This is a genomic window from Enterococcus sp. LJL51 (assembly GCF_049894025.1).
Classification (GTDB): domain Bacteria; phylum Bacillota; class Bacilli; order Lactobacillales; family Enterococcaceae; genus Enterococcus_L.
In genome coordinates this window covers 270962-293169 of sequence record NZ_JBNEQE010000002.1, presented here as the reverse complement: position 1 = coordinate 293169, position 22208 = coordinate 270962, and the positions used below count along the sequence as shown (strand labels likewise).

General features: G+C 38.8%; 24 protein-coding genes. 2 read left to right on the top strand and 22 right to left on the bottom strand.

Annotation, left to right across the window (positions count from 1 at the left end; translation table 11 throughout):
• Nucleotides 1–99: 99 nt before the first annotated feature.
• From ACPWSO_RS03575 to ACPWSO_RS03535, 9 genes are all read right to left on the bottom strand, one after another.
• A complete protein-coding gene (locus tag ACPWSO_RS03575) occupies nt 100–870 on the bottom strand; it encodes a ribonuclease HII (RefSeq protein WP_426081431.1) in 771 nt (256 codons plus the stop codon).
• The gene (ylqF, locus tag ACPWSO_RS03570) at nt 863–1723 is read right to left on the bottom strand and encodes a ribosome biogenesis GTPase YlqF (RefSeq protein ID WP_426081430.1); all 861 of its coding nucleotides are present in this window, start codon (nt 1721–1723) and stop codon (nt 863–865) included. The genes ACPWSO_RS03575 and ylqF overlap by 8 nt, the downstream gene beginning before the upstream one ends.
• A gap of 12 nt (nt 1724–1735) precedes the next feature.
• Nucleotides 1736–2287, bottom strand: coding sequence for a signal peptidase I (gene lepB, locus ACPWSO_RS03565; RefSeq protein WP_426081429.1), 552 nt, complete (start codon nt 2285–2287; stop codon nt 1736–1738).
• Nucleotides 2288–2348: 61 nt separating this feature from the next.
• Nucleotides 2349–3776 carry a S41 family peptidase gene (locus tag ACPWSO_RS03560; protein WP_426081428.1) on the bottom strand — a complete coding sequence of 476 codons (1428 nt, stop codon included), beginning with the start codon at nt 3774–3776 and terminating at the stop codon, nt 2349–2351.
• 336 nt (nt 3777–4112) lie between these two features.
• A complete protein-coding gene (locus ACPWSO_RS03555) occupies nt 4113–4331 on the bottom strand; it encodes a YozE family protein (protein ID WP_426081427.1) in 219 nt (72 codons plus the stop codon).
• Nucleotides 4328–4852 carry a peptide-methionine (S)-S-oxide reductase MsrA gene (msrA, locus tag ACPWSO_RS03550; protein WP_426081426.1) on the bottom strand — a complete coding sequence of 175 codons (525 nt, stop codon included), beginning with the start codon at nt 4850–4852 and terminating at the stop codon, nt 4328–4330. The genes ACPWSO_RS03555 and msrA overlap by 4 nt, the downstream gene beginning before the upstream one ends.
• A gap of 14 nt (nt 4853–4866) precedes the next feature.
• Nucleotides 4867–5562, bottom strand: coding sequence for a YpmS family protein (locus ACPWSO_RS03545; RefSeq protein WP_426081425.1), 696 nt, complete (start codon nt 5560–5562; stop codon nt 4867–4869).
• A 2-nt stretch (nt 5563–5564) separates the two neighbouring features.
• Entirely contained in the window at nt 5565–6446 is an 882-nt protein-coding gene (locus tag ACPWSO_RS03540; protein ID WP_426081424.1) for an SGNH/GDSL hydrolase family protein, read from the bottom strand.
• 166 nt (nt 6447–6612) lie between these two features.
• A complete protein-coding gene (locus ACPWSO_RS03535) occupies nt 6613–7455 on the bottom strand; it encodes a DegV family protein (RefSeq protein ID WP_426081423.1) in 843 nt (280 codons plus the stop codon).
• A 129-nt stretch (nt 7456–7584) separates the two neighbouring features.
• On the opposite strand from ACPWSO_RS03535, the gene trhA reads away from it, so the two are divergent.
• Nucleotides 7585–8238 (top strand): PAQR family membrane homeostasis protein TrhA, encoded by a 654-nt coding sequence (gene trhA / locus ACPWSO_RS03530; protein WP_426081422.1) that lies wholly within the window; start codon nt 7585–7587, stop codon nt 8236–8238.
• A 325-nt stretch (nt 8239–8563) separates the two neighbouring features.
• Nucleotides 8564–8764 carry a hypothetical protein gene (locus ACPWSO_RS03525; RefSeq protein ID WP_426081421.1) on the top strand — a complete coding sequence of 67 codons (201 nt, stop codon included), beginning with the start codon at nt 8564–8566 and terminating at the stop codon, nt 8762–8764.
• Nucleotides 8765–9380: 616 nt separating this feature from the next.
• Here the strand turns inward: ACPWSO_RS03525 and ACPWSO_RS03520 are convergent.
• The 13 genes from ACPWSO_RS03520 to ACPWSO_RS03460 all read right to left on the bottom strand — a co-directional run bounded on the left by ACPWSO_RS03520 (nt 9381) and on the right by ACPWSO_RS03460 (nt 21984).
• Nucleotides 9381–9893: an adenine phosphoribosyltransferase gene (locus ACPWSO_RS03520; RefSeq protein WP_426081420.1), complete on the bottom strand. Its 513-nt coding sequence runs from the start codon at nt 9891–9893 to the stop codon at nt 9381–9383.
• 1 nt (nt 9894) lies between these two features.
• Complete coding sequence (recJ, locus tag ACPWSO_RS03515) at nt 9895–12210, bottom strand: single-stranded-DNA-specific exonuclease RecJ (RefSeq protein WP_426081419.1); 2316 nt, start codon at nt 12208–12210, stop codon at nt 9895–9897.
• 144 nt (nt 12211–12354) lie between these two features.
• A complete protein-coding gene (locus tag ACPWSO_RS03510) occupies nt 12355–12786 on the bottom strand; it encodes a hypothetical protein (RefSeq protein WP_426081417.1) in 432 nt (143 codons plus the stop codon).
• 155 nt (nt 12787–12941) lie between these two features.
• Nucleotides 12942–13346: a hypothetical protein gene (locus tag ACPWSO_RS03505; protein ID WP_426081416.1), complete on the bottom strand. Its 405-nt coding sequence runs from the start codon at nt 13344–13346 to the stop codon at nt 12942–12944.
• A gap of 182 nt (nt 13347–13528) precedes the next feature.
• The gene (locus tag ACPWSO_RS03500) at nt 13529–13942 is read right to left on the bottom strand and encodes a LapA family protein (protein WP_426081415.1); all 414 of its coding nucleotides are present in this window, start codon (nt 13940–13942) and stop codon (nt 13529–13531) included.
• A 17-nt stretch (nt 13943–13959) separates the two neighbouring features.
• Nucleotides 13960–14760 (bottom strand): SDR family NAD(P)-dependent oxidoreductase, encoded by an 801-nt coding sequence (locus tag ACPWSO_RS03495; protein ID WP_426081414.1) that lies wholly within the window; start codon nt 14758–14760, stop codon nt 13960–13962.
• 23 nt (nt 14761–14783) lie between these two features.
• Complete coding sequence (gene rnz, locus ACPWSO_RS03490; protein ID WP_426081413.1) at nt 14784–15719, bottom strand: ribonuclease Z; 936 nt, start codon at nt 15717–15719, stop codon at nt 14784–14786.
• Between the two features lie 68 nt (nt 15720–15787).
• Entirely contained in the window at nt 15788–17113 is a 1326-nt protein-coding gene (locus tag ACPWSO_RS03485) for a sensor histidine kinase (RefSeq protein WP_426081412.1), read from the bottom strand.
• Nucleotides 17110–17799 (bottom strand): response regulator transcription factor, encoded by a 690-nt coding sequence (locus ACPWSO_RS03480; protein ID WP_426081411.1) that lies wholly within the window; start codon nt 17797–17799, stop codon nt 17110–17112. The genes ACPWSO_RS03485 and ACPWSO_RS03480 overlap by 4 nt, the downstream gene beginning before the upstream one ends.
• Before the next feature lie 238 nt (nt 17800–18037).
• On the bottom strand, nt 18038–18613 hold the full coding sequence (locus ACPWSO_RS03475; RefSeq protein WP_426081410.1) for a DUF1269 domain-containing protein: 576 nt from the start codon (nt 18611–18613) through the stop codon (nt 18038–18040).
• Nucleotides 18614–18692: 79 nt separating this feature from the next.
• The gene (locus tag ACPWSO_RS03470) at nt 18693–20576 is read right to left on the bottom strand and encodes a carbohydrate-binding domain-containing protein (RefSeq protein WP_426081409.1); all 1884 of its coding nucleotides are present in this window, start codon (nt 20574–20576) and stop codon (nt 18693–18695) included.
• 9 nt (nt 20577–20585) lie between these two features.
• On the bottom strand, nt 20586–21263 hold the full coding sequence (locus ACPWSO_RS03465) for a DUF4956 domain-containing protein (protein WP_426081408.1): 678 nt from the start codon (nt 21261–21263) through the stop codon (nt 20586–20588).
• A complete protein-coding gene (locus ACPWSO_RS03460) occupies nt 21253–21984 on the bottom strand; it encodes a VTC domain-containing protein (protein ID WP_426081407.1) in 732 nt (243 codons plus the stop codon). Before ACPWSO_RS03460 ends, ACPWSO_RS03465 begins: the two co-directional genes overlap by 11 nt.
• Nucleotides 21985–22208 lie beyond the last annotated feature (224 nt).

Genomic DNA, 22208 nt, shown 5'->3' with positions numbered 1-22208 from the left:
TCCTCTCAAATACTCAATCATTTATAAACCCTGTACCTTACAACGTTTTTTTCACAAGATTTACATAGATAGTATTTGCATAAGAAAGCTGTTTTCATTTTATTGGCATAAATCTTTAACTGGTGCAAATGTTCGCCGATGAATTGCACAAATCCCCTGTTTCTTCATTCCTTCAAGATGCTCTTTTGTCCCATATCCTGCATTTCTCTCAAAGCCGTATCCAGGAAAAACCTTAGAGTAATCCTCCATCAACCGATCTCGGCAAACCTTGGCAACAATACTGGCTGCAGCAATCGAAACTGAACGGGCATCCCCTTTAATCAGCTTTTTCTGCGGAATGGATAACTCTAGCTCCATTGCATCAATTAATAAGTAATCTGGTGTAAAATCAAGGTCCTTTACAGCCATTTTCATAGCTTTTTTGCTTGCCTGATAGATATTTATCTCATCGATTTCTTTATGATCAACCATTCCGATACCAATTGCAATTGCTTGACTTTGAATCTGATCATATAAGGCTTCTCTCTTCTTAATAGAAAGCTGTTTTGAATCATTCAGACCAAGCAGCTCACACTTTTCTGGTAAAATGACAGCTGCAGCCACTACTGGTCCAGCCAAAGGACCTCTGCCAACCTCATCGATGCCGGCAATTAAGCGGTGCCCTGCTTTTTTTGCTTCTTCTTCAAAAATAGAGAGCTGCTTAAATTGAGCAATTTCACTCTCCTGTTTGACCATACTTCTTTCCCATTGAGCTAAGGCCTGCTGTACACCAAGTCTCTCATCATCCTTCCAAAAAGTTAACCGTTGATCGTCTCGACGGTCAATCGTTTTTAGTTCTTCTTTGATGTCTTTGATAGATTCCTTATTCATCCAGCCCTGCTCCTAACTCTTCCCATCGGTCTAATGTATATGCACCCAGCTTGCCGCTGCGGATTTCCTGAACAATCATCTCGCTTGCACGATCATAGTCGTCCTTGAAGCCTCTTTTTTTAGTAATCAGCATCAATAGTTCCGGAGCAGGTAAAAATAAATCTTCTTCGGTAAGCTGATAGCGTTCAAGTAAGCGCTCAGGATAGAAACGAGCAAAAAAGGTTAGCCCATAAATAGCTAAATCATCAAAATGAAGCAGCTGATCTTTGATTGCACCTGTTAATGCCAATTTTTTTCCAATCGCTGCATCTTCAAATTTTGGCCATAAAATCCCTGGAGTATCAAGTAATTCTAAATCCTTACCCGATTTTAGCCATTGCTGACCTTTAGTGACTCCCGGTTTGTTCCCTGTCTGAGCAATTTTCTTACCTACGAGCCGATTCATTAATGTCGATTTGCCTACATTGGGGATGCCTATACACATTGCTCGAATAGCCCGCGGCTTCAACCCGCGGCTTCGGTCCCGTTCGATTTTATTCTTCAGTGCCTTTTTTGCTTCTGGAACAATCTTGTTGATTCCCTGATTCTGTTGAGAATTGATTATCAGTGTGTGAAATCCTTTTTCTCTAAAATAATCCTGCCATTTTCTATTCTGATCCGGATCTGCCAAATCCCCCTTGTTTAGTAGAACCAAGCGAGGCTTTTGCTGCACAATCTGATCCATCATTGGATTTCTTGAAGAGATTGGTAATCGAGCGTCCACTAGTTCAAAAATAATATCTACAAATTTTATCTTTTCCGACACTTCTCTCCGGGCTTTCGCCATATGACCTGGAAACCATTGTATTGTCATGTTTTCACCTATCTAACTAATAATTTTTATATGATTAAATGGATAATATACAAATCTTGCTTTACCTAAGATGTACTTGCTTTCAACAGCCCCAAATGATCGGCTATCCTTTGACATTCTTCGATTATCACCCAAAACAAAATAACTATCCCCGCTCAAATTCTCCTGATTCATTAAATCAGCAAGATTAAAGTTCGTAGTATATGGTTCTGTATCCGACTTTGTTTTCCTTCCTTTTTTCAAGAAAGGTTCAGCTACTTTTTCGCCATTAATATAAAGCTGATCTTTTTCGTAGCGAATTTCATCTCCCGGAAGACCAATTACTCGTTTTACATAAATTTCGCCATCCGGCAATTGAAAGACAATCACATCAAAGCGCTGAATAGCTGTGAATTTTTCCATCAGCACCATATCTCCCTGACTAAGATTCGGTTTCATAGAACTTCCGTCAATTGGCACAGGAATCAGGATAAAACCGCGAACAATAAATAAAAGAACAAGCGATGGTATCAGCAGTTTTATAAATGAAATGAGATACCCTATATAACTTTTCCTTTTCTCCATAGATTTCGGACCTTCTTCCATTGTAATATAGCAGAAACCTAATAGCTGTTCAATGAAAAATTTACTTTTGTAATTGCTCAATAGCTGTGTTATAGGCTCCGTCATTATTTTGAATTTTTACTTTCAGCAGCCCTTCAATTTGTTCTGCTGTGGTTTCATCCACTTCTCCAGAAACCGGCAGCGCTTGATCCGTCTGAATAGATTCAACTGCTTGCTTCGTTTTCTCGTTAAAATCAGCTGTTTCATCTACATCAAAATCAAGAGCTTTCAGCATTTTATTCAGATTTGCAACAATTTCTGACTGATCCCCTTGCCTCAAAATACTACTTCTGGAGATTGGAGCTAGATAAGCATACTCTGGAAAGTCTGCTTCAATAGTAGGGGCCAATCCCTTCTCATGAATCCAATTCCCCTCTGGTGTCAGCCATTTCAAAATAGACAGCTTGAGACTAGTCTCCTGTCCAACTCCTTTAACTGTTTGGACTGTCCCTTTACCAAAAGTCTTCGTTCCAATCACTTTCACCTTGCCCGATTCCTTCAGTGCTGCTGCAAAAATTTCCGATGCGCTTGCACTTCCGCCATCGACTAATACTACAACCGGTTCCTCCACTTTAAAACCATCGTCTAACTCAGAGGATGCTTTGCTTTCAATTATATTACCAGCTTTATCTTCAAACTGGACAATCGTCTGACCGTCCTTTAAAAACATACTTGACATTTTTTCCACTTGATCCAGTAAACCGCCCGGATTTTGTCGAAGATCAATAATGAATGATACGGCACCTTCTTTACGCAAATCCTTTACTGCGGTTTTCAACTCTTCAAATGTCTTGCCGCCAAAAGAAGAAATGCGAATGTTTCCTATTGTTTTATCCATTTCATCCAACGCTGCACTGACAGTGGTTAGAGGGATTGTATCTCTGGTAATCGTCAATTCAAAAGTCGCTTCCCCACGTAAAATTTCTAAGCGGACATCACTGCCTTTTTCTCCTCTAATTTTACTAACTGATTCAGACAATGTTGCTCCTTCTGTAGCATCCCCATCAATTTTCAGAATCTGATCCTCCATTTTCAAGCCGGCTTTCTCAGCAGGAGAGCCTTCAATCGGTGCCTGCATAACAGTAAGAATGTCATCTTCTAAACCAAGGGTTGCACCAATCCCTTCAAAGCTTCCGGAAACCTCTTCTTCCAAAGCAGTCGATTCCTCTTTTCCCAGATAGGAAGAGTAGGGATCATCTAAGGATTCCATCATTCCTTTTAATGCCCCTTCAACCAGCTCTTCTTTATCGACTTTTCCTACATAATCTTCCAGAATACTGTTATACAGCTGGCTTACTTCTCTTAGGTTTTCTTCTTCTGAGGGTTGATTAACTATGTAGCTCTGAAGAACACTTCTAAACAGAATAAAACTGCCCCCGCCGACAATAATTGCTGTACAAATAATTGAAATTATATATTGATAATAAGGCACCTGCCGTTGTTTTTTCATTGTCTCGCTCCCTTTTCCGGTTCTCTGTATACTGCTGACCGATTCTTATAGTTTACCATGAAAAAGCGAATGAAAAAAGGGCACAACACAGAACTTCCTGATAAAACAACCGGCTTTTTTCTTTCCCTCCCTACTCTAGCCCATCAAGCATTTTCATGAATAAGAAGTATTTAAGCGATGAAGTCCAACAAATGATACAACCTTTTCGCAATCAGGCTAGTCAAAAAGTAAATTTTCCCGAAACATAGGCAACACAGCAATGTTTACGTTGCATTTTTAGAATATAAAAAAGATGAAAAACTCCTATTTTTTAGAAGAGCTTTTCATCCTTTTTCTTTATTTATTATTTTCCAAATATTTTTCCCACAGCTCATCAAAAACTGTCATTGTCGGCAAATAATTTACCTCCATTTCCAAATAGGAGGAAATTTCATGATAATCCTCTGAATGCTTTGGAAAGCGAATATCTTTAGCAGCTGCATTGGCAAATTGAGTTTCATAATCTGCTGCTGGACCTTTTAGTGTAACCAAATAATGATAAAAGCTTCTTCTCATTCCAGTCCTCTTTTCCAATTTTCTTTTAAAAAGCTGCCGCGCCGTTCGTGGGAACGCTCATATCGCTCTGGTTCTTTTTTGTAAAAATCCTGATGATAATCTTCTGCAGGATAAAAAGTTTCAGCTGGTTCAATGGTTGTCACAATCGGTTTAGTAAAACGACCGCTGTTCTGCAGCCTTTCCTTGCTCTTTTCAGCAATCTGCCGTTGTTCTTCATTCCCGTAAAAAATCACCGGACGATAATTGTCGCCACGGTCTTCAAATTGACCCAGCGCATCTGTTGGATCTGTCTGCTGCCAGTAAATCTCAACCAGCTCAGCATACGAAATAATTTCTGGATCAAATAAAATCTCCACGGCTTCCGTATGACCAGTTGTGTGATTTTTTACCTGTTCATAGGTCGGATTAACTACATGTCCTCCTGTATAACCGGAAGTCACTGAATAAATCCCCGGCTGTTGATCAAAGGGCTGAATCATACACCAGAAACAACCGCCGGCAAAAATTGCTTTTTCGCTCATTTCTTTTCCTCCCCCTACTCTTCCAATGATGATGTGCTGGTTGTACTGTCTTCAGTACTTGTTTTATCTATTTCAGGAAGGTATACACTTATTTGAATATCATCATCAATTAAATTAATTTTATCCGCCCGAATAAATAGACCATTTTGCATTTGGAATTTATCAAGCCGAAGCAAAATCGTTTTTTCATCCGGATTGACTTCCACCCACTCCGGCAGCTTATAATCCCGCTGAACAAATTGCAGAATATCTTTAATCGGCAGACCTAAAGTACCTACAGATAGACTTTTGGCTTTCAATTGAACATTTCCATCATCCATAACGTAAGGATCAAAATACAGGTTAAACTGAATCGGGTAACCCAATACCTTAAACGTTCCCGTCAGCATAGCTTCATTCTCCAAATAAAAATCATAGCTAATATCTGAGTCCTTTTGGAAATCTTCTAAAAAGAATTCAATCAGCTGATTAATCTGTTCTTTATTTGACTGAATACTTAAAATTGGTGAACCTGATCTCTCAACAGTCTTTGAAGATTTATAATCCGGTTCTCTTACCTGTGTCATTCTGATGCCAATAAATAGAAGGCAGCCGACTATGATTCCAACAATCGATAGAAAGGCCACTTTCCATGGGTTAATCTGTTTCTGTTTATTTTTCTTGTTCGTGTCTCTTTTTCTTCTAACCTGTGGTTCTTTTTCCTCAGTCATCCTTAGTTGTCACTCTCCTTAGGCAGCCATTGATCCTTTGTGTTGATCATTTCTTCCCGAACTGCATTCGCCATCAGCTGATAGCCAAGATTGTTCGGATGAAAATGATCTTCTTCATAGATTGCATCATTCGTTATTTCTGTATCACTGGTGTCGCCCTCTACACCGGTTACACCTACATCGCCGTTTACGCCTTTATAAAGCAAATCATTAATTGGAATGAAATACATTTCTGAGTATCCGCTCACCGTTTCTTCTGTTCCAGCATTCCAGTTATTTACAATCTGCTGCATTTCGATAATCTCAGGGAAATATAGATAAAATGGATTATAAATCCCTAATACATAAATTGGTGCAGTCTCATTATATTTTCTGATTTCATCAAATAATGAGACCAGCTGATCCTGATATTTTTTCAGCGGTTTAGTAAAAGAATCCGTTGTTAGATTAAAAACATCTCCTTTGATAACCTTCATTAAATCATTACCGCCAACTGTTACTGTAATCATATCTGCGGCAGTCAACTGTTTTTGAATAGCCTCATTCTTTTTAATCCGTTTTAGAATTTGATCGCTGCGGTCACCGTTTTTACCAAAATTTTCCACCTCTACAGCATTTAATTTATAACGCTCCTCAATATCCCGCGCTACAATAGGTACAAAACCTCCTGAAGCAGTTGGATCACCAATCCCTTCAGTCAACGAGTCGCCAATTGCAACATATTTAACAAGTTCTTTGTTGTTCTTATTTGGATTCTCATTCGTTTTTTGATTAAAATACGGCTGGGCTTTTGGAACAAAAACTAAAAGCAGTATCAGCGTAAGAAAGGCCGCGCCGAACGGAAGTACCAGCAGCCCCCATTTTGTTTGAAAAAATCGCTTCATTTTATCCCTCTTTCATTGGAAAAAAGGGGCTGAGATCTAAAACAATCGCAGCCGCCTCATCAAACATTCATTTATAAAATTGTAGAACAAACTACTTTACTACGGATTGTTCAAAGGAACCGCTCTGATATAGAACCAATCGTTGTTCAATCCATAGTGTAACTGTTTAGCTTGTGTAATACATAATCGCAAAAGCACCTTTGCCTGTATGAGTAGCGATAACAGGATTAGTATGCAGAACAGGAATATCCATATCTGGAAACAGCTTTTGCAGTCCTTCTTTAAAATAATTAGCCAATTCTAATCCCTCAGCATGAGAAATACCAATCTGACGTACATTTGAAAGTTTTTCCAATTCCAGCTTCAACTCGTCAAACCACTTATTGAAAGTTTTAACTCCTCGTCCTTTAATGACAGGAATTAATTCTGTATGATCGAAATCCATGACTACCTTCATATTGAAAATATTTGACAACAACCCTGTCGCCCGGCTAATGCGGCCGCCTTTTACTAAATTATCCAGCGTTGATATTCCAATAAAAAGCTTTGTATTTTCCTTTACTCTTTCAATTTCAGCCAAAATTTCCGGTACACCAGCACCATTTGCGGCTAGTTTTGCGGCTTCAATTACTTGGAAAGATAATCCCTGATCAGTAAAATCACTGTCTATAACAGTTACCTTGCTTGATGTCAGATTGCCCGCCTGTCTTGCAGCTTCAACTGTTCCGCTCAATGCTTTGGTCATATGAATTGAAATTATTTCGCTTCCGTCACTTCCCAGCTCATCATAAAGCTCCACAAACTCTCCGATAGGCGGCTGACTGGTTTTTGGTAAAGCTTTTGCTTTATCCATCATAGTCATAAACTGGCTTCCTTCTAAATGATCATCATCTGGGTAGACAACACCATCTATCATTACAGATAGAGGAATCATATGGATATTCAAGGCTTCCCGGACTTCCTTTCTCATCGTACAGGAAGAATCAGTTACAATCTTTACATTTGTCATAAATTAACCACTCTTTCTTTAAAAACAACCTACATTCGTGTTAGAATGGATACAAGGTTTAGGTTATGGATATAGTATAACAGACCAAAAAAATTTTTTCATCAAATTAAAGTGAAGGAAGTTGATTTCTTGGAAAAAACTGAATTTTCTCGAAAGTATTTGATTTTGAACGAGGTGCTCAATGCAGTTACCCATGGTATCGGCTTTGGCTTAAGTATAGCAGGTTTAATCATTTTATTGGTTAAAGGAGCTCAGATGGGTTCCGCCCTTCGGGTCGTTTCATATGCCTTATACGGCTCTACATTGATTCTGCTATTTTTATCCTCCACATTGTTCCACAGTCTAATTTTCACAAAAGCGAAAAAAGTATTTCAGGTTTTTGATCACAGCTCTATTTTCCTGCTGATTGCTGGAAGCTATACACCTTTTTGCTTACTCAGCGTTCAAGGCTGGCTAGGCTGGACATTGTTTGGACTGATTTGGGCATTGGCAATTTTTGGTGTGGTCTACAAATCTGTTACACTGCATAAACAGGATACTGTAAAAAATGCATCAACGATTATCTATATTATCATGGGCTGGCTCTGTTTAATTGCCGCTAAACCGCTCTATGAAAGTCTGAGCTTCACTGGTCTGGCTCTTTTAGTTGCCGGCGGTGTTTCTTACACATTAGGCGCTCTCTTCTATAGCTTGAAAGGTGTTCGCTTTATGCATGTTGTTTGGCACCTTTTTGTCATGGCTGGTGCAGGCTTTATGTATTTCTCAATTTTATTTTTTACCTAGTTGTTGCGAATTTTCTATTTAAGGGATAGCAGCTGCTTTGGTATATCTTTTACTTTAAGTTAACTGACTGAGTTATAGTCCATTGGACTAATGACTCAGTTTTTTTGTTTCTGCCGCCTATATCCTCAGCCAGCCGCTCACCTATTTCCTAAATATACAGATGCTTGTTTGCCTTCGATTATTTCACTGCAAATCAATAACATCCGTTCTTTAAAAACACCAAAAATAATTTTAAATATTTGAGCGTTCCCTCTTTACAAACCGAACAAACATTCGTATAATATTCTTACGAACACTCGTTCGATTAATTTGTGAGGTGATGAAAATGAAAGCACTACGTCGTGGCGGCTTTATATTTTTTGTTTTATTGATTGGTATTTTTCTAGGTACATTGGGCTTACAGTCTGCGCTGCTTATCGTCAGCCCACTATTTATCATCTGGTTTATGCTTTGGGATGAGAAACGTTATGTTCAACATCGCAGAAGAGAAGAAGATCAGCACTATGTTTATCGAAAATATCATTAAGATAATTATATATAAATAACCTTAGGATTCTCCCCCCTTTTCCCAAAACTGTGACTAGTCCGTACTCCTGTTAATTGACTAGTCTCCATTAAGGGAAATAACCTTTAAATAGTTTTCTTTGGATACACCTATCGTAAAGCTAAAAAAGAAAGCAGCCTATATTTCAGCTGCTTTCTTTTTTAGCTTTATTTTTGTGTTGGCAGACAATTCTTAAAGAAAATTTTCCGGCATTTTTTAGCTAGTCAAATATTAAAACGGAACAGCTGACTGATACCATGCAGCAGGAAGGCTGCTCACCTAGATAATAATACCGAATTATATTTATAGATGAATCTCTTCCCCAAAAGAGGAATGAACGTGGTGTTTTTCATTTCTATAATATTTTGTTTTAGTAAAAAATCTACCAGCACTTTTTTGAGTGTTCAAGCACAAAAAAGAACACTCAGCAGATAAAATGAAAGCATCTAAAATCACAGATTAAAGGTAGCTCTGAGGGATTGAACAACAAAATGAAAGAACTTGAAACAGCAGCAGAGAGTTCCTGCATTTATTTCAAGCTCTTAGAGTTTATTCCGTTTTTGTCCTACCAACATGAATTTGAGGTAAAACTTTTTTATTAGTAATCCATTAATGTAACGATTTCATAGTTAGCAATTTTATCTCTACCATGTAGTTCTTTTAATTCAATCAGGAAGGCACAGCCGACAACGATTCCGCCTAAAGATTCAACTAAATCAGTTGTTGCTTTAATTGTTCCGCCAGTCGCTAGTAAATCATCACAAATCAGCACGCGCTGTCCTGGGGCAATCGCATCCTTATGAATGGTTAGTGTGTCTGTACCATATTCCAGATCGTAGGTTACTTCAATCGTTTCCCGAGGAAGTTTTCCTTTTTTTCTAACTGGAGCAAAGCCCACGCCTAATTCGTAGGCAACAGGACAGCCGACAATAAACCCACGGGCTTCCGGCCCTACAACCATATCAATTCTTTTTTCCTTTGCATAGTCAACGATTTGCTTTGTCGCTTCCCGATAAGCATCACCATTTGCCATCAGCGGAGATATGTCTCTGAAAACAATTCCTTTTTCCGGATAATCAGGTATGCTGGCAATATAATCTTTTAAATCCATGTTACTTTTCCTCCTCATTCAGCAGCCATTGAAGCAGCGTCTTACGATCACTGTATAGCAAGAATTCTTCCACCTTAATTTTTTTCAAGCGGTTTTGATAAACCTTGCTATCAGTCAATGGATGACTTTCAGGGTTATTTACGTTTCTCAAAACACCGTCTTCTATTGTAACAAATCCTAAATCAAAAAACACCTGAATCATAAAAATTAATAATTTTTCCTGAATATTTAAGTAGTTGGCGACTACTTGAAGCTTATAGCGAACATCAAGCGTTCCTTGCTTCTTAATTAGACTGTACAATCTAGAAAACTGTTCTCTAGTCCCAGTCCCGTTTAAGTAAGCTTCGTCACCAGACAATCCCATAATATATACACGGTTCACAGAGATTTGACGGATTAGCTGTTTAAGATCACCCATGTCATTAGGACAATCGACAATGACCAGCTGTTCAATCTTCATTGTCGCTGTCTCCACAGCAAACTGCTCAATAGATTCAAAAATAACTTTTGCTGCTACTTCTTTCTGAAGCAGCTTAACACTTTCTTTCTGGAAAAAGACATACAGAGTAGAAAGCTCTGGAATTTCTTGAAGTTGTTTTGATTTTCCGCGGAAATCAAACAGCTGAAGCTCATCAATCAGGTAGTCTTCTGCCATCAGCTGCGGTTTTTTATTCCCGTTCCATTCATTGATTGAGAGTTTTCCAGCAATCGTACAGCGGCTGTCAGAAAACTCTTTTGCTTCGTTGCCCATTTGAAAAGCAATCACATCTAACGGTGTATCACTATTGTTCGTAATCTGAAGCTTCAAATGATTTTTCTTTGCCCCGATTTGTCGTACCTGAACAGCCTCAACCTGTCGATAAAGAAAAGTAGGCATCGGATTATCTGTTCCAAAAGGCGCCAACAGCTTTAACTGATTAATAAACGGAATAGTCGTCTCTTCAATAGTCAGCGCTTCATCAATAATCAGTTCCTGCCCCTGCGAAAGATCCAGTCCTTTTTTATCAATATATTCGATTAAATGTGTACGAATACGATCAATATTTTCTACTAGTACAGTCATGCCAGCTGCCATATGATGACCGCCAAAATGAACAAAAAGCTCCCGTACCTCATTTAATGCCTCATACAAATTTAGTGTTGTCACACTGCGGCCAGAACCTTTTGCCCGTTCCCCAGCTTCATCAATTGTTAAAATAATCGTTGGCTTACCAGTCTCCTGCATAATACGTCCGGCAACAATCCCCAGCACACCTTCATGCCAGCCTTTTTTCGCTAAAAGATGAATCGGCATAGCTGGATCAATCATACTAAATGCTTCCTCAGTAATTGTATCCACAATCTTTTTACGTTCATTATTTGTTTCTTCAATGACAGCAGCAATGGACAACGCTTCTTCCTCATCAAAAGTTGTCAAAAGGGCTACACCCGGGGCTGCTTCTCCCAATCGTCCTAAAGCATTTAATCGGGGACCAATGGCAAAACCGACATTTTCTTCAGAAATTTCATCTTTCTTTAGTCCTGCTGACTGAATTAGTGCATCTAAACCAAGCCGATCACCAGTTTGAATCATCTTCAGCCCTAGCTGAACAAGCATACGGTTTTCTCCAGTTAATGAGACCAAATCCGCAATCGTTCCAATAGCAACTAAATCCAGAAATTCGGCTGGCACCTCATCAAGTAATGCAGTCGCAACTTTAAATGCTACACCCACTCCCGCTAAATCAGGGAAAGGATACATGCCTTCCGGATGTTTTGGATGGATAATAGCATAAGCAGCCGGCAGCTCCTCCGGCAATTCGTGGTGATCAGTCACAATCACATCTATTCCTTGTTCCTGAGCATAAGCCAAAGCTTCATGACCTGCTACTCCATTATCCACTGTGACAATTAACTGAATCCCTGCTTCAATTTTTTCTTTAAAAACCTCAAGGTTGGGACCATATCCGTGGACAAATCGATTAGGTAGAAAATATTCTACCTCGCCGCCAACCAGTTCAATCGCTTCCTTCATCACAGTTGTGCTGGTAATGCCATCCGCATCATAATCCCCGTAAACAAGAATTTGTTCCCCTGCTTCGATTGCCTGCTGAATACGTTCTACAGCTTTCGGCATATCGTGGATTAAAAAAGGATCGTGAAGGGCTTCAATTGAAGGCGTCAAAAAAGCTTCCAACTGTTCCGCACTTCGTATATTCCGCTGCCATAAAAGTTTTCCAACTAATGGACTGATAGACCGCTCTTCTAAAACTTTAGAAAACACTTCAGAAAAAGCCGGTTCTTCCGGATAACGCCATATGTACTTTGATTTTTTCACGTCGTCACTCCTAACCAAGTAATTATACCAAAATAGAAATGAAAACTAAAGTTTAGATGATTGAAAAAATTTCAGCTGGAATATGTAAAAAAACAGAATACAGTTCTTCTTATACACTGTATCCTGTCTTATCTTATTTAATTATTAATTTACAGAAATTTCTCCTTTACCAGAACGATAGGTTATCACTACTTTTCCCTCTAAGTTGTTTGGGTAAGCCACATCCACCAGTACAATATCACCCTCTGTTTCAGATTCTTTCCCCAGCTGGTTCATGACCATATCATCAACTACTTTGGTATCCAACGTCACTAAAAAGTCTTCATTTTCTCTAAGATAGCTGATATACTGCAATACCTCTTCTTTAGAAATACTGCCTGATTGGTAAGTAATTTCAGTTGTGCGTACACTATCTTTCACGCTGCTGTTTGTCCCAACAATTTTTTTCTCTCCCAGCACTTTATACACCGAAGGAATCTTATCTTTATTTACCTCAATCTCTTCTGCAGTACTTGAAGCACAACCAGTCAGCATAAAAATGCTCCCCAAAATAACAAGTTGAATTACCTTCTTCATCTGTTCTTCACTCCATTCTTGTTCATTTACTATAAAAGCCCTCTATAAAAGAAATTGCTGAATCTTGAAAGTTATACAGCAGCTGCTGTGCAGAAATCAATATCTTATGTTGCAAATGTTTTCAGCACATAGGATTGAACTATGACTAAATCCCTTTATTTGCTTGGTTTTATTCTGTCTCCTACATCAGTATAATAATGAATTGTTACCTCTCCAACCGTTTCTTTCAGATATAGAATATCCACATAGACTGTAGTTTTCTGCTCTTCAGATTCTTTAGTGAGGCGTTGTAAAATTCTATGATTATTTTCAGTTTCCTGCGGAAGCATAGTAAATTCCTCTTCCTTTTTTAAATAATTCATATACTCAATAATTTCAGCTTCTGATATTGTTCCTTCTTTATAAGTGACTATTGTATCTTTAATATCCTTTTGTCCAATCACTTTAAAAAATGAAGCAATTTTATGACCATTTACCTCAAATTCCTCTGTTGTACTGGATGAACAACCACCTAAAAAGAACAGTCCCGCTAACAGAACTGTAATGAGCATGTTTTTCATATATCCCTGAAGCCTCCCCAACAATTCCTTTACAATAACGATTATGGCATACCCTTCTTTAATTTAAAAGAGGAATTTATAAAAATAAATCTCTCTGCTGCCTCTTTTTTGAGACAGCAGAGAGATTCAGTTTATCTGGCTCTATAATATTTTGTATTGGCGGGTATTCTCCTTAAAGGGGGTTACTCCTCAAAACCATTCCAGGTCTTATTAAGAGGGGCATCACTTTCAGCAAAATCGCCCTTTTCTTCCAGAAGCTGCTGATATTTCTGCTGAAGTTCTGCCAGTTGGTTTTCATTGCTTCTTTGCGTCCGTTCAACGGCTTCTTGAATCAATTTGTCAGAGCCTTCTTTATAGGTTTCTTTCTCTGCAATAAGAGCCTTTATCTGCTTTTTCTGGTTCAATATTGTTGTAACAGAAGTAATTAGTCCGACTAGTACGCCAATTATTGCCGATCCTAAAATAATTAAAATTAACGGTCCGCTAATTTTAGCAATACCAAAATTGACTGGCACACTTTGATTATTTAAAACAGCAAATACAACAATAACCAGCACAAGTACCAGACCAACAATTACACGCCATTGATTTTTCATAGGCTTATCCCCCCGGACTATTTTTTATTAAAAATTGTTCCTGCCAATAAATCCCCTAAGTGAGGCATTACTGTATAAAATCTAGCTGCCGCTTCCATAATTCCGGGACGGTTTATTTCTCGCCGAGTTGTTCCCATTGTTCGTGCAACTTCTGTACCAAGCTTCTTAGGATCCAGCACAAACAGACCCATTGACTCCAGATATTCTCCTGATGGATCAGCTTTATCGAAAAATTCTGTCGCAATAGGACCAGGATTTACAGTTGTCACAGCAATACCTAACGGCTTTAATTCCAAACGTAATGCATTGGAGAAGCCCAATACAGCAAACTTTGTCGCTGAATAAATGGTACTCTTCGGTGTGGCCATTTTACCTGCCATGGAGGCAATATTAATGATATGACCACTGTTTGCTTCCGCCATCTGCAGCGCAATTTTTTGTGTAAAGACCATCATTCCCAGTACATTAACACGGAACATTTCATGAGCAATCGATAAATCTGTAGTTAGGAAGTCTTCAAAAATACCAAAGCCAGCATTATTGACTAATACATCAGGTCTGCCAACTTCTGATTGAATCCGCTCAATTACATGGTCAACATTTTCAGGATCAGATATGTCCAGTTGGAATGCAAAAGCTGGTTTCCCGCTCAGCTCTTCACAGGTTTCTTTCACCTTTCCAATGAGATTAATTCTTCGTGCACAGACAACTACTATAGCTCCTCTACGGGCGGCTCCATAACAAATTTGCTCACCTAAACCAGCAGATCCGCCTGTAACTACTACAATCTTATCGTTCAAATCCTGCCAAAATTTCATTTTTTGCCCCTCCTGCTTTTTCTTTAATTACCTTCTACAAATGGAATATCAATAACTTCCATGTCCTTAACTGCCTTCACAACAGGAAAAATTTCTTTTGCTTCATCTTCCAGCTGAATAATATCTTTGTTCAGATAGCGGGCACTGATATGGGTTAGTATCAGTTGCTTAACCTCCGCCATTTTGGCAGTTTCCGCCGCCTGATGACTCGTCGAATGATAATAAGAACGGGCCATTTGAGCTTCGTCCTTATTATAAGTGCTCTCATGCACGAGTACATCGGCTCCTCGAGCTAACGTGATGCTATTCTTGGTTTTCCTCGTATCACCCAAAATCGTCACAATTCTGCCGGCTTTCTTTTGCCCAACGAAGTCTTTGCCGTTAATTACCTGTCCATTTTCCAAAGTAACAGTTTCTCCCCGTTTTATCCGGCCATACATTGGTCCAGATGGGATACCCAGCTCCTTCAGTTTCTCAACCTGAAGTTCTCCTTCATGATCCGCTTCAGCAACTCGATAGCCATAGCTTAAAATACCATGATCCAACGGCAGATATTCCACCTTAAACTGTTTATCTTCAAAAGCTACACCACCATCAGATAATTCATGATAAACAATAGGATAAGAAACTCTTGTCTTTGACACACTAAAGGATGTTTCAATAAAGTTTTTAATTCCCTGAGGCCCATAAATATCCAGTTGCTCATTTCCCCCTTGAAAAGAACGGCTGCTTAATAGACCTGGTAATCCATAAATATGATCGCCATGAAGATGGGTAATGAATATCTTTTCAATTTTTCTGGGTCTGATATTACTTTTTAAAATTTGCAGTTGCGTGCCTTCTCCACAGTCAAATAGCCAGACGGCATTTCGCTCATCCAATAACTTTAATGCAATACTGCTTACATTGCGATGTTTGGCTGGTACTCCAGCTCCTGTACCTAAAAATTGTAATTCCATTGATTTCCTTACTTTCCATTAGATTTCTTCTTTATTTTAGAAGAAAGCTGCCTTATTAGCAAATAAAATTATTTTATGGGTAATACTACTGTAAAAGTTGTTCCCTTTGGCAAAGTATTTTCTACCGTTAATTTCCCATGATGAGCCTCTACAATCCATTTTCCAATAGCTAAGCCAATGCCATAACCACCAGTTTTACGATTACGTGACTGATCGCCTCTATAAAAGCGATCAAAAATTTCCTGCTTTTGTTCATCAGGAATACCTACGCCATGATCTATGACTTTGAAAATCCATTCATTTTTTTCAACTGTAGAAAAAATAACAATTTTTTCTTTCTCATGTGTATACTTTAATGCATTATCCAGCAAAATGATTAGCAATTGTTGTATTTTCTGACGATCAAACACAGCTTTTCCATCATTTTTCAATTCTAGCTGAACATCCTTATTTTCAGCTTCTCCAAGTTCAAGATATGGAGCAATAGCTTTTGAAAGAAACTCGTTAACAGCTATCGGCTCTTTATCAAGAACAACTGCATTGGAATCAGAACGGGCCAACAACAGGAGATCGCTAGTTAATTGACTAAGCCTCTGCACCTCTGTCAATGATGTCGCAATCGTTTCCGATTCTTCAAGGATCGTATGATTCGGCTTAGTAAAAAGCTTCTCCAGTTTTGCCTGAATAATTGTTAATGGCGTCCGCAGTTCATGGGAAGCATTTTCTACAAATTCCTGCTGTTTTTGCCATGAAACCATGATTGGTTTCATGGACCACTTCGACAGGAAGTAACTTAAAATTATAGACAACACACCAAAAATAACCATACATCCAATCAAAATTTGCTTAACGCGTTCTACCGTTCCTTTTATCGGATCAGTATTTGTCAAAATTTGAATATAGGCTACACTGCTGGATTGATCATCCATTACAGGAACCATAATCGAACGGAATTGAAGCTCGCGATTATTGCTGTCTGTCACCTGAACACTGGTCACTGTGTCTAAGTGTTCAGTAGAAAATGGGATATTCTGCAAATCAGTATATCTTGAGCCAAGACTCTCTTCATTTGCTATCTTTCCCTCTTCAGTCCAAAGAATGACCTGCTGCTGAAAGTTATTGGGCGGCGGCAGTTTATCTCCTTTGCCGCTGCCTGAAAATCCTTCAATCTGAGGGAGCTGTCCAAAACGATTGCTTTCTAACGCTTTAAGCTGATTTGATAAAAACTGTTCATGGCTGGCCAATCGAGTTAGTTCTGTATCAACACTTTGGTAAATAGAGGTCTGCAGTAGTTGAAATACAATAACACCTAGAATCAGGAAAATACTAGCGAAGGATAGCAAGTTAACAATAAAGTAGCGAATCCGTTGATTTCTATTTCTCTGTACCTTCATTTACTCTCTTCCTCTTCCGGCTGAAATAGGTAGCCGACATTCCGCAGTGTTTTAATCCATTTATCCACACCAAATGGCTTTAGATGCTTTCTCAGGTTACTCATATAAACCTCTACTACTGTCAAGGTCGTATCCGATTGAAAACCCCAAATACGGTCAAACAGCTGATCTTTTGTAATAATTCGCTCTTTGTTCTGCATTAAATAAAGAAGTAAGTCAAATTCCTTGCCCTGCAGCTGGATATCATGTTCCTTGTACCTTACTTGACGATTATCGATTTCCACGCAGAGATGGCTGACTGTCAGCTCATTCTTTGGATTCAAACCGAGTGATCTACGAATCAGCGCCTGAACCCGCATTAAAAGCTCTTCTCTATGGAATGGCTTTGTAAGATAATCATCTCCGCCGTTCTTAAACCCGTTGATTTTATCAGCCAGACCATCCTTCGCTGTTAATATCAACACAGGCGTGTAAATTTTCTTCTCTCTTAGCTTTGTTAACACTTGTTCACCTGGGAGACCTGGAAGCATCAAATCCAACACAATCAAATCATAGACTTCTCGTTCCCCTTCGTAAAGGGCTTCTTCTCCATCATATATCTGTTCTACCTCAGCAATTTCCGATAAAATATCAGAGATGCTGTCAGATAAAACTTCATCATCTTCAACCAAAAGTATTTTCAACATATCCTTTACCTTCATTCTTTCTAATGATTAGAAGGATGAGACAAAGCTCTATGCCAAATTGTCCCATCCTTAAAAATCAGTCTATTTTCTTATACCATTTTTCAGCCTGCAAGAAACTAAGAATCTGAAAATGATCGTTTACATTAAAATATATAAATCTTTCAAAAAGACCTAGATAGGCTTAACCTTGCAACTAGCAATTATTTTTTCTGAGCAAAGTTTTTTTATAGAATTAAGCTTATGCGTTTTTATTGTTCTGATTGTCTGTATCTTTATTGTCCACCCAAGCATCATTGGCTGTTTTCTGTACTTTCTTTTCTACAGCTTTGGCCTTTTCTATCTCTTGGCTTACATCTTCGTAATCCAAGCGCGTAATTTCGCCGCCAAGCTCATTCATAATTAGATGATTCAGCGGTCGATTATCTTCTTCTTCTGCAATGAGAATCAGTCCAGTCTGACCATCGGAGATTTTCTCTGTCATGTGTTCAAATACTGTCTGCGCTCCCTGAATTTCTCGCGCATCCTGTGTTGCGCCAATCAAGCTGCCAGCAAACCAGCCTAATAAAATACCTAAAGGTCCGCCTAATATACCAATGACCATGCCAATAAAACTATTTTTTGACGTGTGATCATTTCCTGTAAAATCAAGAAAATCATTAATTTTAAATTGGTGGGCACCTTCATTCGTATGTGTAACGACCGCCATTTGCTCGCCTTTAATCTCTCTAGCCGTATAAAGCTTTTTGATTTCTGAAAATGCCTGATATGCTTGACTTTCTATTTCAAAATTCATGATGATAACCCGCTTTGACATTTTGATCACCTCATTTTATTTTTAACCTTATTTTATCAGTAATCACTCTGTTTAAGCAATGAAAATCATTTTCTTTCTGTTACCAGCGTCCGCCTCCTAGACCACCACCCATTTGGTTTTCGGAAACGGCAGAACCATCCTGTGAAACAGATGTCATTTGACCGCTTAACGTCAGTGTTCCGATTTGTGTGCCGCCTTCATAAGTTCCATCCTGATAAAGCCCAAATTCAGAGGTTCCTGAACTTGTTCCACCAGAGTAAATTGTTAGTTCCTTACCAGAAGACAACTGAGGTGTACTTACAACTAGATGTGAAAATTCTTTGGTTGGCTGGAATGTTGCAAGCTGATTTCCTTCTGAATCCTGAAGATGAATAAGTGTATCTGCTGCTTGAGTTGTGTCAAAATAAATACTGACGGCCGCTTGTGAAGAGCTGTCGCTTGTTCCCAAAGCCATGCCTGAGCTTCCGCTAGCTAATAATGTCCCGCCTTCCATAGAAAACGTTCCTTCATAATCAAGGGCTCCGTTTCCGCCATTAACTGGACCGTTTACTAGTAATGTTCCGCCATTCATTCGAATATCACCATTACTATCCACCCCATCTCCTTCAGCTTCAACATAAATCGTTCCACCATTGATTTCAAGGTAGTAACTGCTGTCTCCTCCGCTGTTTGGATCGCCTCCGCCAAACTGATCACCGCCAAATGCTCCGGCGTCACCATCACTACCGCCAGCCGAGTTGATACCATCATCTGTCGCATGGACTTCAATTAGTCCGTCGTTGATCGTTAGAGTCGCTCCCTCCAAGCCCTCATAAGACTCTGCTACCTTAATCGTTCCGTTGTTGATCGTTAAATCCGTGTCTGCATGTATTCCGTCATCTCCGCTGGACAACTCAAAGCTGCCGTTATTAATTGTTACATCAGCGTTACTATGAATACTGTCATCAGCTGTTGTCAGCTTGTAGGTTCCTTCATCAATCACAATTATTCCAGAAGCTTTCAATCCCTTGTAGCTGGCAGTTTCATCAATTGTCTCTCCAGTGCCGGTCTGAATAGACATCGTGCTTGTCTTAATAGAAAGAGTCGTTTCTGCCTGAATACCGTCATTAGCGGCGTTAAGCTCAAAGTTTCCCCCGTCAATACCAACCCAGCCTTTTTCAGCTTCTGTGGCATTATCCGCTTGAATACCGTCACCCTCTGCTGTCTCTATAATAAACGTGCCGCCCGCAATTGAAACTGAGTCTTTTCCTTTTATGCCATTATTTTTGGCAGTTACCTGTATTGTTCCGTTTGTAATAACGAGATCATCCTTACTTTGGATGTCATTATTGTAGTTCCCTGAAACAGTCAGCGTACCTGAACCATTAATAGTTAAATCATCCTTACTGAAAAAAGCGGCATTCGGATCAGTTTCATCAGCTGTTCCATAAACATACTCAGATCCGTCAGTTAAACGATTTTGTGTACCTTCAGCAAGTGTTGTAATAACTTTTTCAGCCTGCTCTACATAGATTGCTGCAGAAGTATCATTAGTGATTGTTACACCATTTAATACTAATTTTACTGTTCCCTGATTGGCGGAAACTTTGATTTGACCAGTGTATTCGCCAGAAAGAATATACGTTCCGCCAGCGCTGATTGTGATAACCTGATTACTTTCAGAAGCCCCAGAGCCTGTAATTGTACTTTGTGTGCCTGTCATTTTAATCATCGTTGCATTTGCTTCACTGTAGCTTTCATCAAAATCTTCTTCACTGTATTTTCCATACTTTGTCTCACTAATTGTTGCATTAGTCATTTCAGTGATATCTGCGCTGTTTTGCGTGTTCTCTTGCTCGGTCTCTGACGAAATGGTATTGACTTGACTGATTGTCTGGCTTGTTTCTATTTCATTTTTCTGACAGCCAGCAAACAAGACCAGCAAGCCTGTCAGGACAGAGAGTTTTGTTGCTATTTTTTTCATAATTGTCACCTACAATTCATCTTTGTTTGTTGAAACTTTTCCAGAAGCGATTGTCAAATTGCCATTTCGAACTCTTAAAGCATCTAAAAGTGTTTTTTCTTCCTGCGCATCTTTTAGTGTCACATGATAACGTAATTCATAGAGACTGCCCATATTTGTTGTCTTCACTGAATCCAGATTAAAATTATGAGTAAACTGAGCAAACAGGTCATCAAAAAGTCCTGGATAATCAAGATCCTCAGGGATTGTAATTTTAATTTCCCGTTCTGCTACTTTATTTTTCTCACCAAAATGACTACCGTTTAGAAGAAACAGAACAACGGCAATAACTAATGAAAAGATAATGACGTAACTGATATAGCCCATACCTGTCGCTAAACCAATTCCCATTGACCAGAAAACACTAGTAATCTCTCTAGCCCCACCAGCAACTGAACGAAAACGAATCAGGCTAAAGGCTCCCATAATTGCTACTCCTGTACCTAAATTCCCATTCACCAGCATAATAACCAGCTGAACCAAAATTGGCAGAATTACCAAGGTAATAATAAAATTTTTAGAATAGCTGCTGCGGTACATATGAACCGCAGCCACTAAAAGTCCTAGGGCGACTGAGGTTCCCATACATAAAATCAAACTCAAAAGATCAAGCTCCACCGAGCTTTCGGCGAATAAACTAGACAACATAACTAAAGTCCTCCTTGATAAATAGATAACGCTGATAGGTTTGTGCGTATTTTGAGAAAGAAGCTGGATAAATCTTCAATTCTCCTAGTATTTCAGAAAACCAGATTGGGTATGCGCCTAACGCTTTAACTTCCATCAAAATATCAAGCTCCGGCGCCACCGGTTTTCCATAATCTCCTTTGGAAATATCCAGTTCTTCTGTCCGGTAACGAATATTAAAGTCAAAAGTAATGCGAAAATCTTCATCCTGCGGATTGTAATATGCCTGTCTGTCATAAGCAATCATCACTTTCGGCTTTAATGCTTTTCTTAAAACCAGCCAGTCAATTTCCTTTTTTATCTGCTGATCCTTTTGGCGTTCAAAACTGTGATTATCTTGACTTAGTTCAAAGAAACTTGTTGCTTGTTCATATGGAAGGTTCACCCGTCGTTTGTATACTACTCCCTTAACCTTTTTTTTGATTTCCATAAATACATCACTATCCTGCTGTGGTATACCATAGCTTCTCAAACGAAATTTTTCTTTATAAACCGGCTTATTAATAGAATGCCGAATCATTTCATAATCATTGGTGTCAAAATAAACAGATATAATAGTATGCAGTCCATATTCATCTTCATACATATGTTTTTCCAGCCTCTTCAACAGCTGCTCATATACCTCATAGGATAGCTTATATTTTTTCTCTCTCCGTTGAAAACAGTTCTTTAATTTCAACATAATCCCTCCCTTGCAAATTAAAGTATAGAATAACTAACATAAATTAAGCTTAAAAAAACACAACTGACAAACTGCTGCTAAATTTTACTTTCTATCATTAGATTATTGATGGAAAAATGTCATTTGGCTCTCGAGCAGTAAGGCGAGTCAGACACAGGATAAAGAGCATCTTGTATCTGACTCGCCTTGTTGTTAAAGATAACTTGTTCATAAAGCTAAACATT

Bases quoted from the DNA above. Each gene is read 5' to 3' on its own strand.
- ACPWSO_RS03460 (WP_426081407.1), bottom strand. From the start codon at position 21,984: ATGTTGAAATTAAAGAACTGTTTTCAACGGAGAGAGAAAAAATATAAG.
- ACPWSO_RS03505 (WP_426081416.1), bottom strand. From the start codon at position 13,346: ATGAAAAACATGCTCATTACAGTTCTGTTAGCGGGACTGTTCTTTTTA.
- ACPWSO_RS03495 (WP_426081414.1), bottom strand. From the start codon at position 14,760: ATGAAATTTTGGCAGGATTTGAACGATAAGATTGTAGTAGTTACAGGC.
- lepB (WP_426081429.1), bottom strand. From the start codon at position 2,287: ATGGAGAAAAGGAAAAGTTATATAGGGTATCTCATTTCATTTATAAAA.
- ACPWSO_RS03560 (WP_426081428.1), bottom strand. From the start codon at position 3,776: ATGAAAAAACAACGGCAGGTGCCTTATTATCAATATATAATTTCAATT.
- ACPWSO_RS03575 (WP_426081431.1), bottom strand. From the start codon at position 870: ATGAATAAGGAATCTATCAAAGACATCAAAGAAGAACTAAAAACGATT.
- ACPWSO_RS03470 (WP_426081409.1), bottom strand. From the start codon at position 20,576: ATGAAAAAAATAGCAACAAAACTCTCTGTCCTGACAGGCTTGCTGGTC.
- ACPWSO_RS03540 (WP_426081424.1), bottom strand. From the start codon at position 6,446: ATGAAGCGATTTTTTCAAACAAAATGGGGGCTGCTGGTACTTCCGTTC.
- ACPWSO_RS03500 (WP_426081415.1), bottom strand. From the start codon at position 13,942: ATGAAAAATCAATGGCGTGTAATTGTTGGTCTGGTACTTGTGCTGGTT.
- ACPWSO_RS03510 (WP_426081417.1), bottom strand. From the start codon at position 12,786: ATGAAGAAGGTAATTCAACTTGTTATTTTGGGGAGCATTTTTATGCTG.
- msrA (WP_426081426.1), bottom strand. From the start codon at position 4,852: ATGAGCGAAAAAGCAATTTTTGCCGGCGGTTGTTTCTGGTGTATGATT.
- ylqF (WP_426081430.1), bottom strand. From the start codon at position 1,723: ATGACAATACAATGGTTTCCAGGTCATATGGCGAAAGCCCGGAGAGAA.
- ACPWSO_RS03465 (WP_426081408.1), bottom strand. From the start codon at position 21,263: ATGTTGTCTAGTTTATTCGCCGAAAGCTCGGTGGAGCTTGATCTTTTG.
- ACPWSO_RS03480 (WP_426081411.1), bottom strand. From the start codon at position 17,799: ATGTTGAAAATACTTTTGGTTGAAGATGATGAAGTTTTATCTGACAGC.
- ACPWSO_RS03485 (WP_426081412.1), bottom strand. From the start codon at position 17,113: ATGAAGGTACAGAGAAATAGAAATCAACGGATTCGCTACTTTATTGTT.
- ACPWSO_RS03535 (WP_426081423.1), bottom strand. From the start codon at position 7,455: ATGACAAATGTAAAGATTGTAACTGATTCTTCCTGTACGATGAGAAAG.
- ACPWSO_RS03475 (WP_426081410.1), bottom strand. From the start codon at position 18,613: ATGTCAAAGCGGGTTATCATCATGAATTTTGAAATAGAAAGTCAAGCA.
- rnz (WP_426081413.1), bottom strand. From the start codon at position 15,719: ATGGAATTACAATTTTTAGGTACAGGAGCTGGAGTACCAGCCAAACAT.
- ACPWSO_RS03555 (WP_426081427.1), bottom strand. From the start codon at position 4,331: ATGAGAAGAAGCTTTTATCATTATTTGGTTACACTAAAAGGTCCAGCA.
- ACPWSO_RS03525 (WP_426081421.1), top strand. From the start codon at position 8,564: ATGAAAGCACTACGTCGTGGCGGCTTTATATTTTTTGTTTTATTGATT.
- ACPWSO_RS03520 (WP_426081420.1), bottom strand. From the start codon at position 9,893: ATGGATTTAAAAGATTATATTGCCAGCATACCTGATTATCCGGAAAAA.
- ACPWSO_RS03545 (WP_426081425.1), bottom strand. From the start codon at position 5,562: ATGACTGAGGAAAAAGAACCACAGGTTAGAAGAAAAAGAGACACGAAC.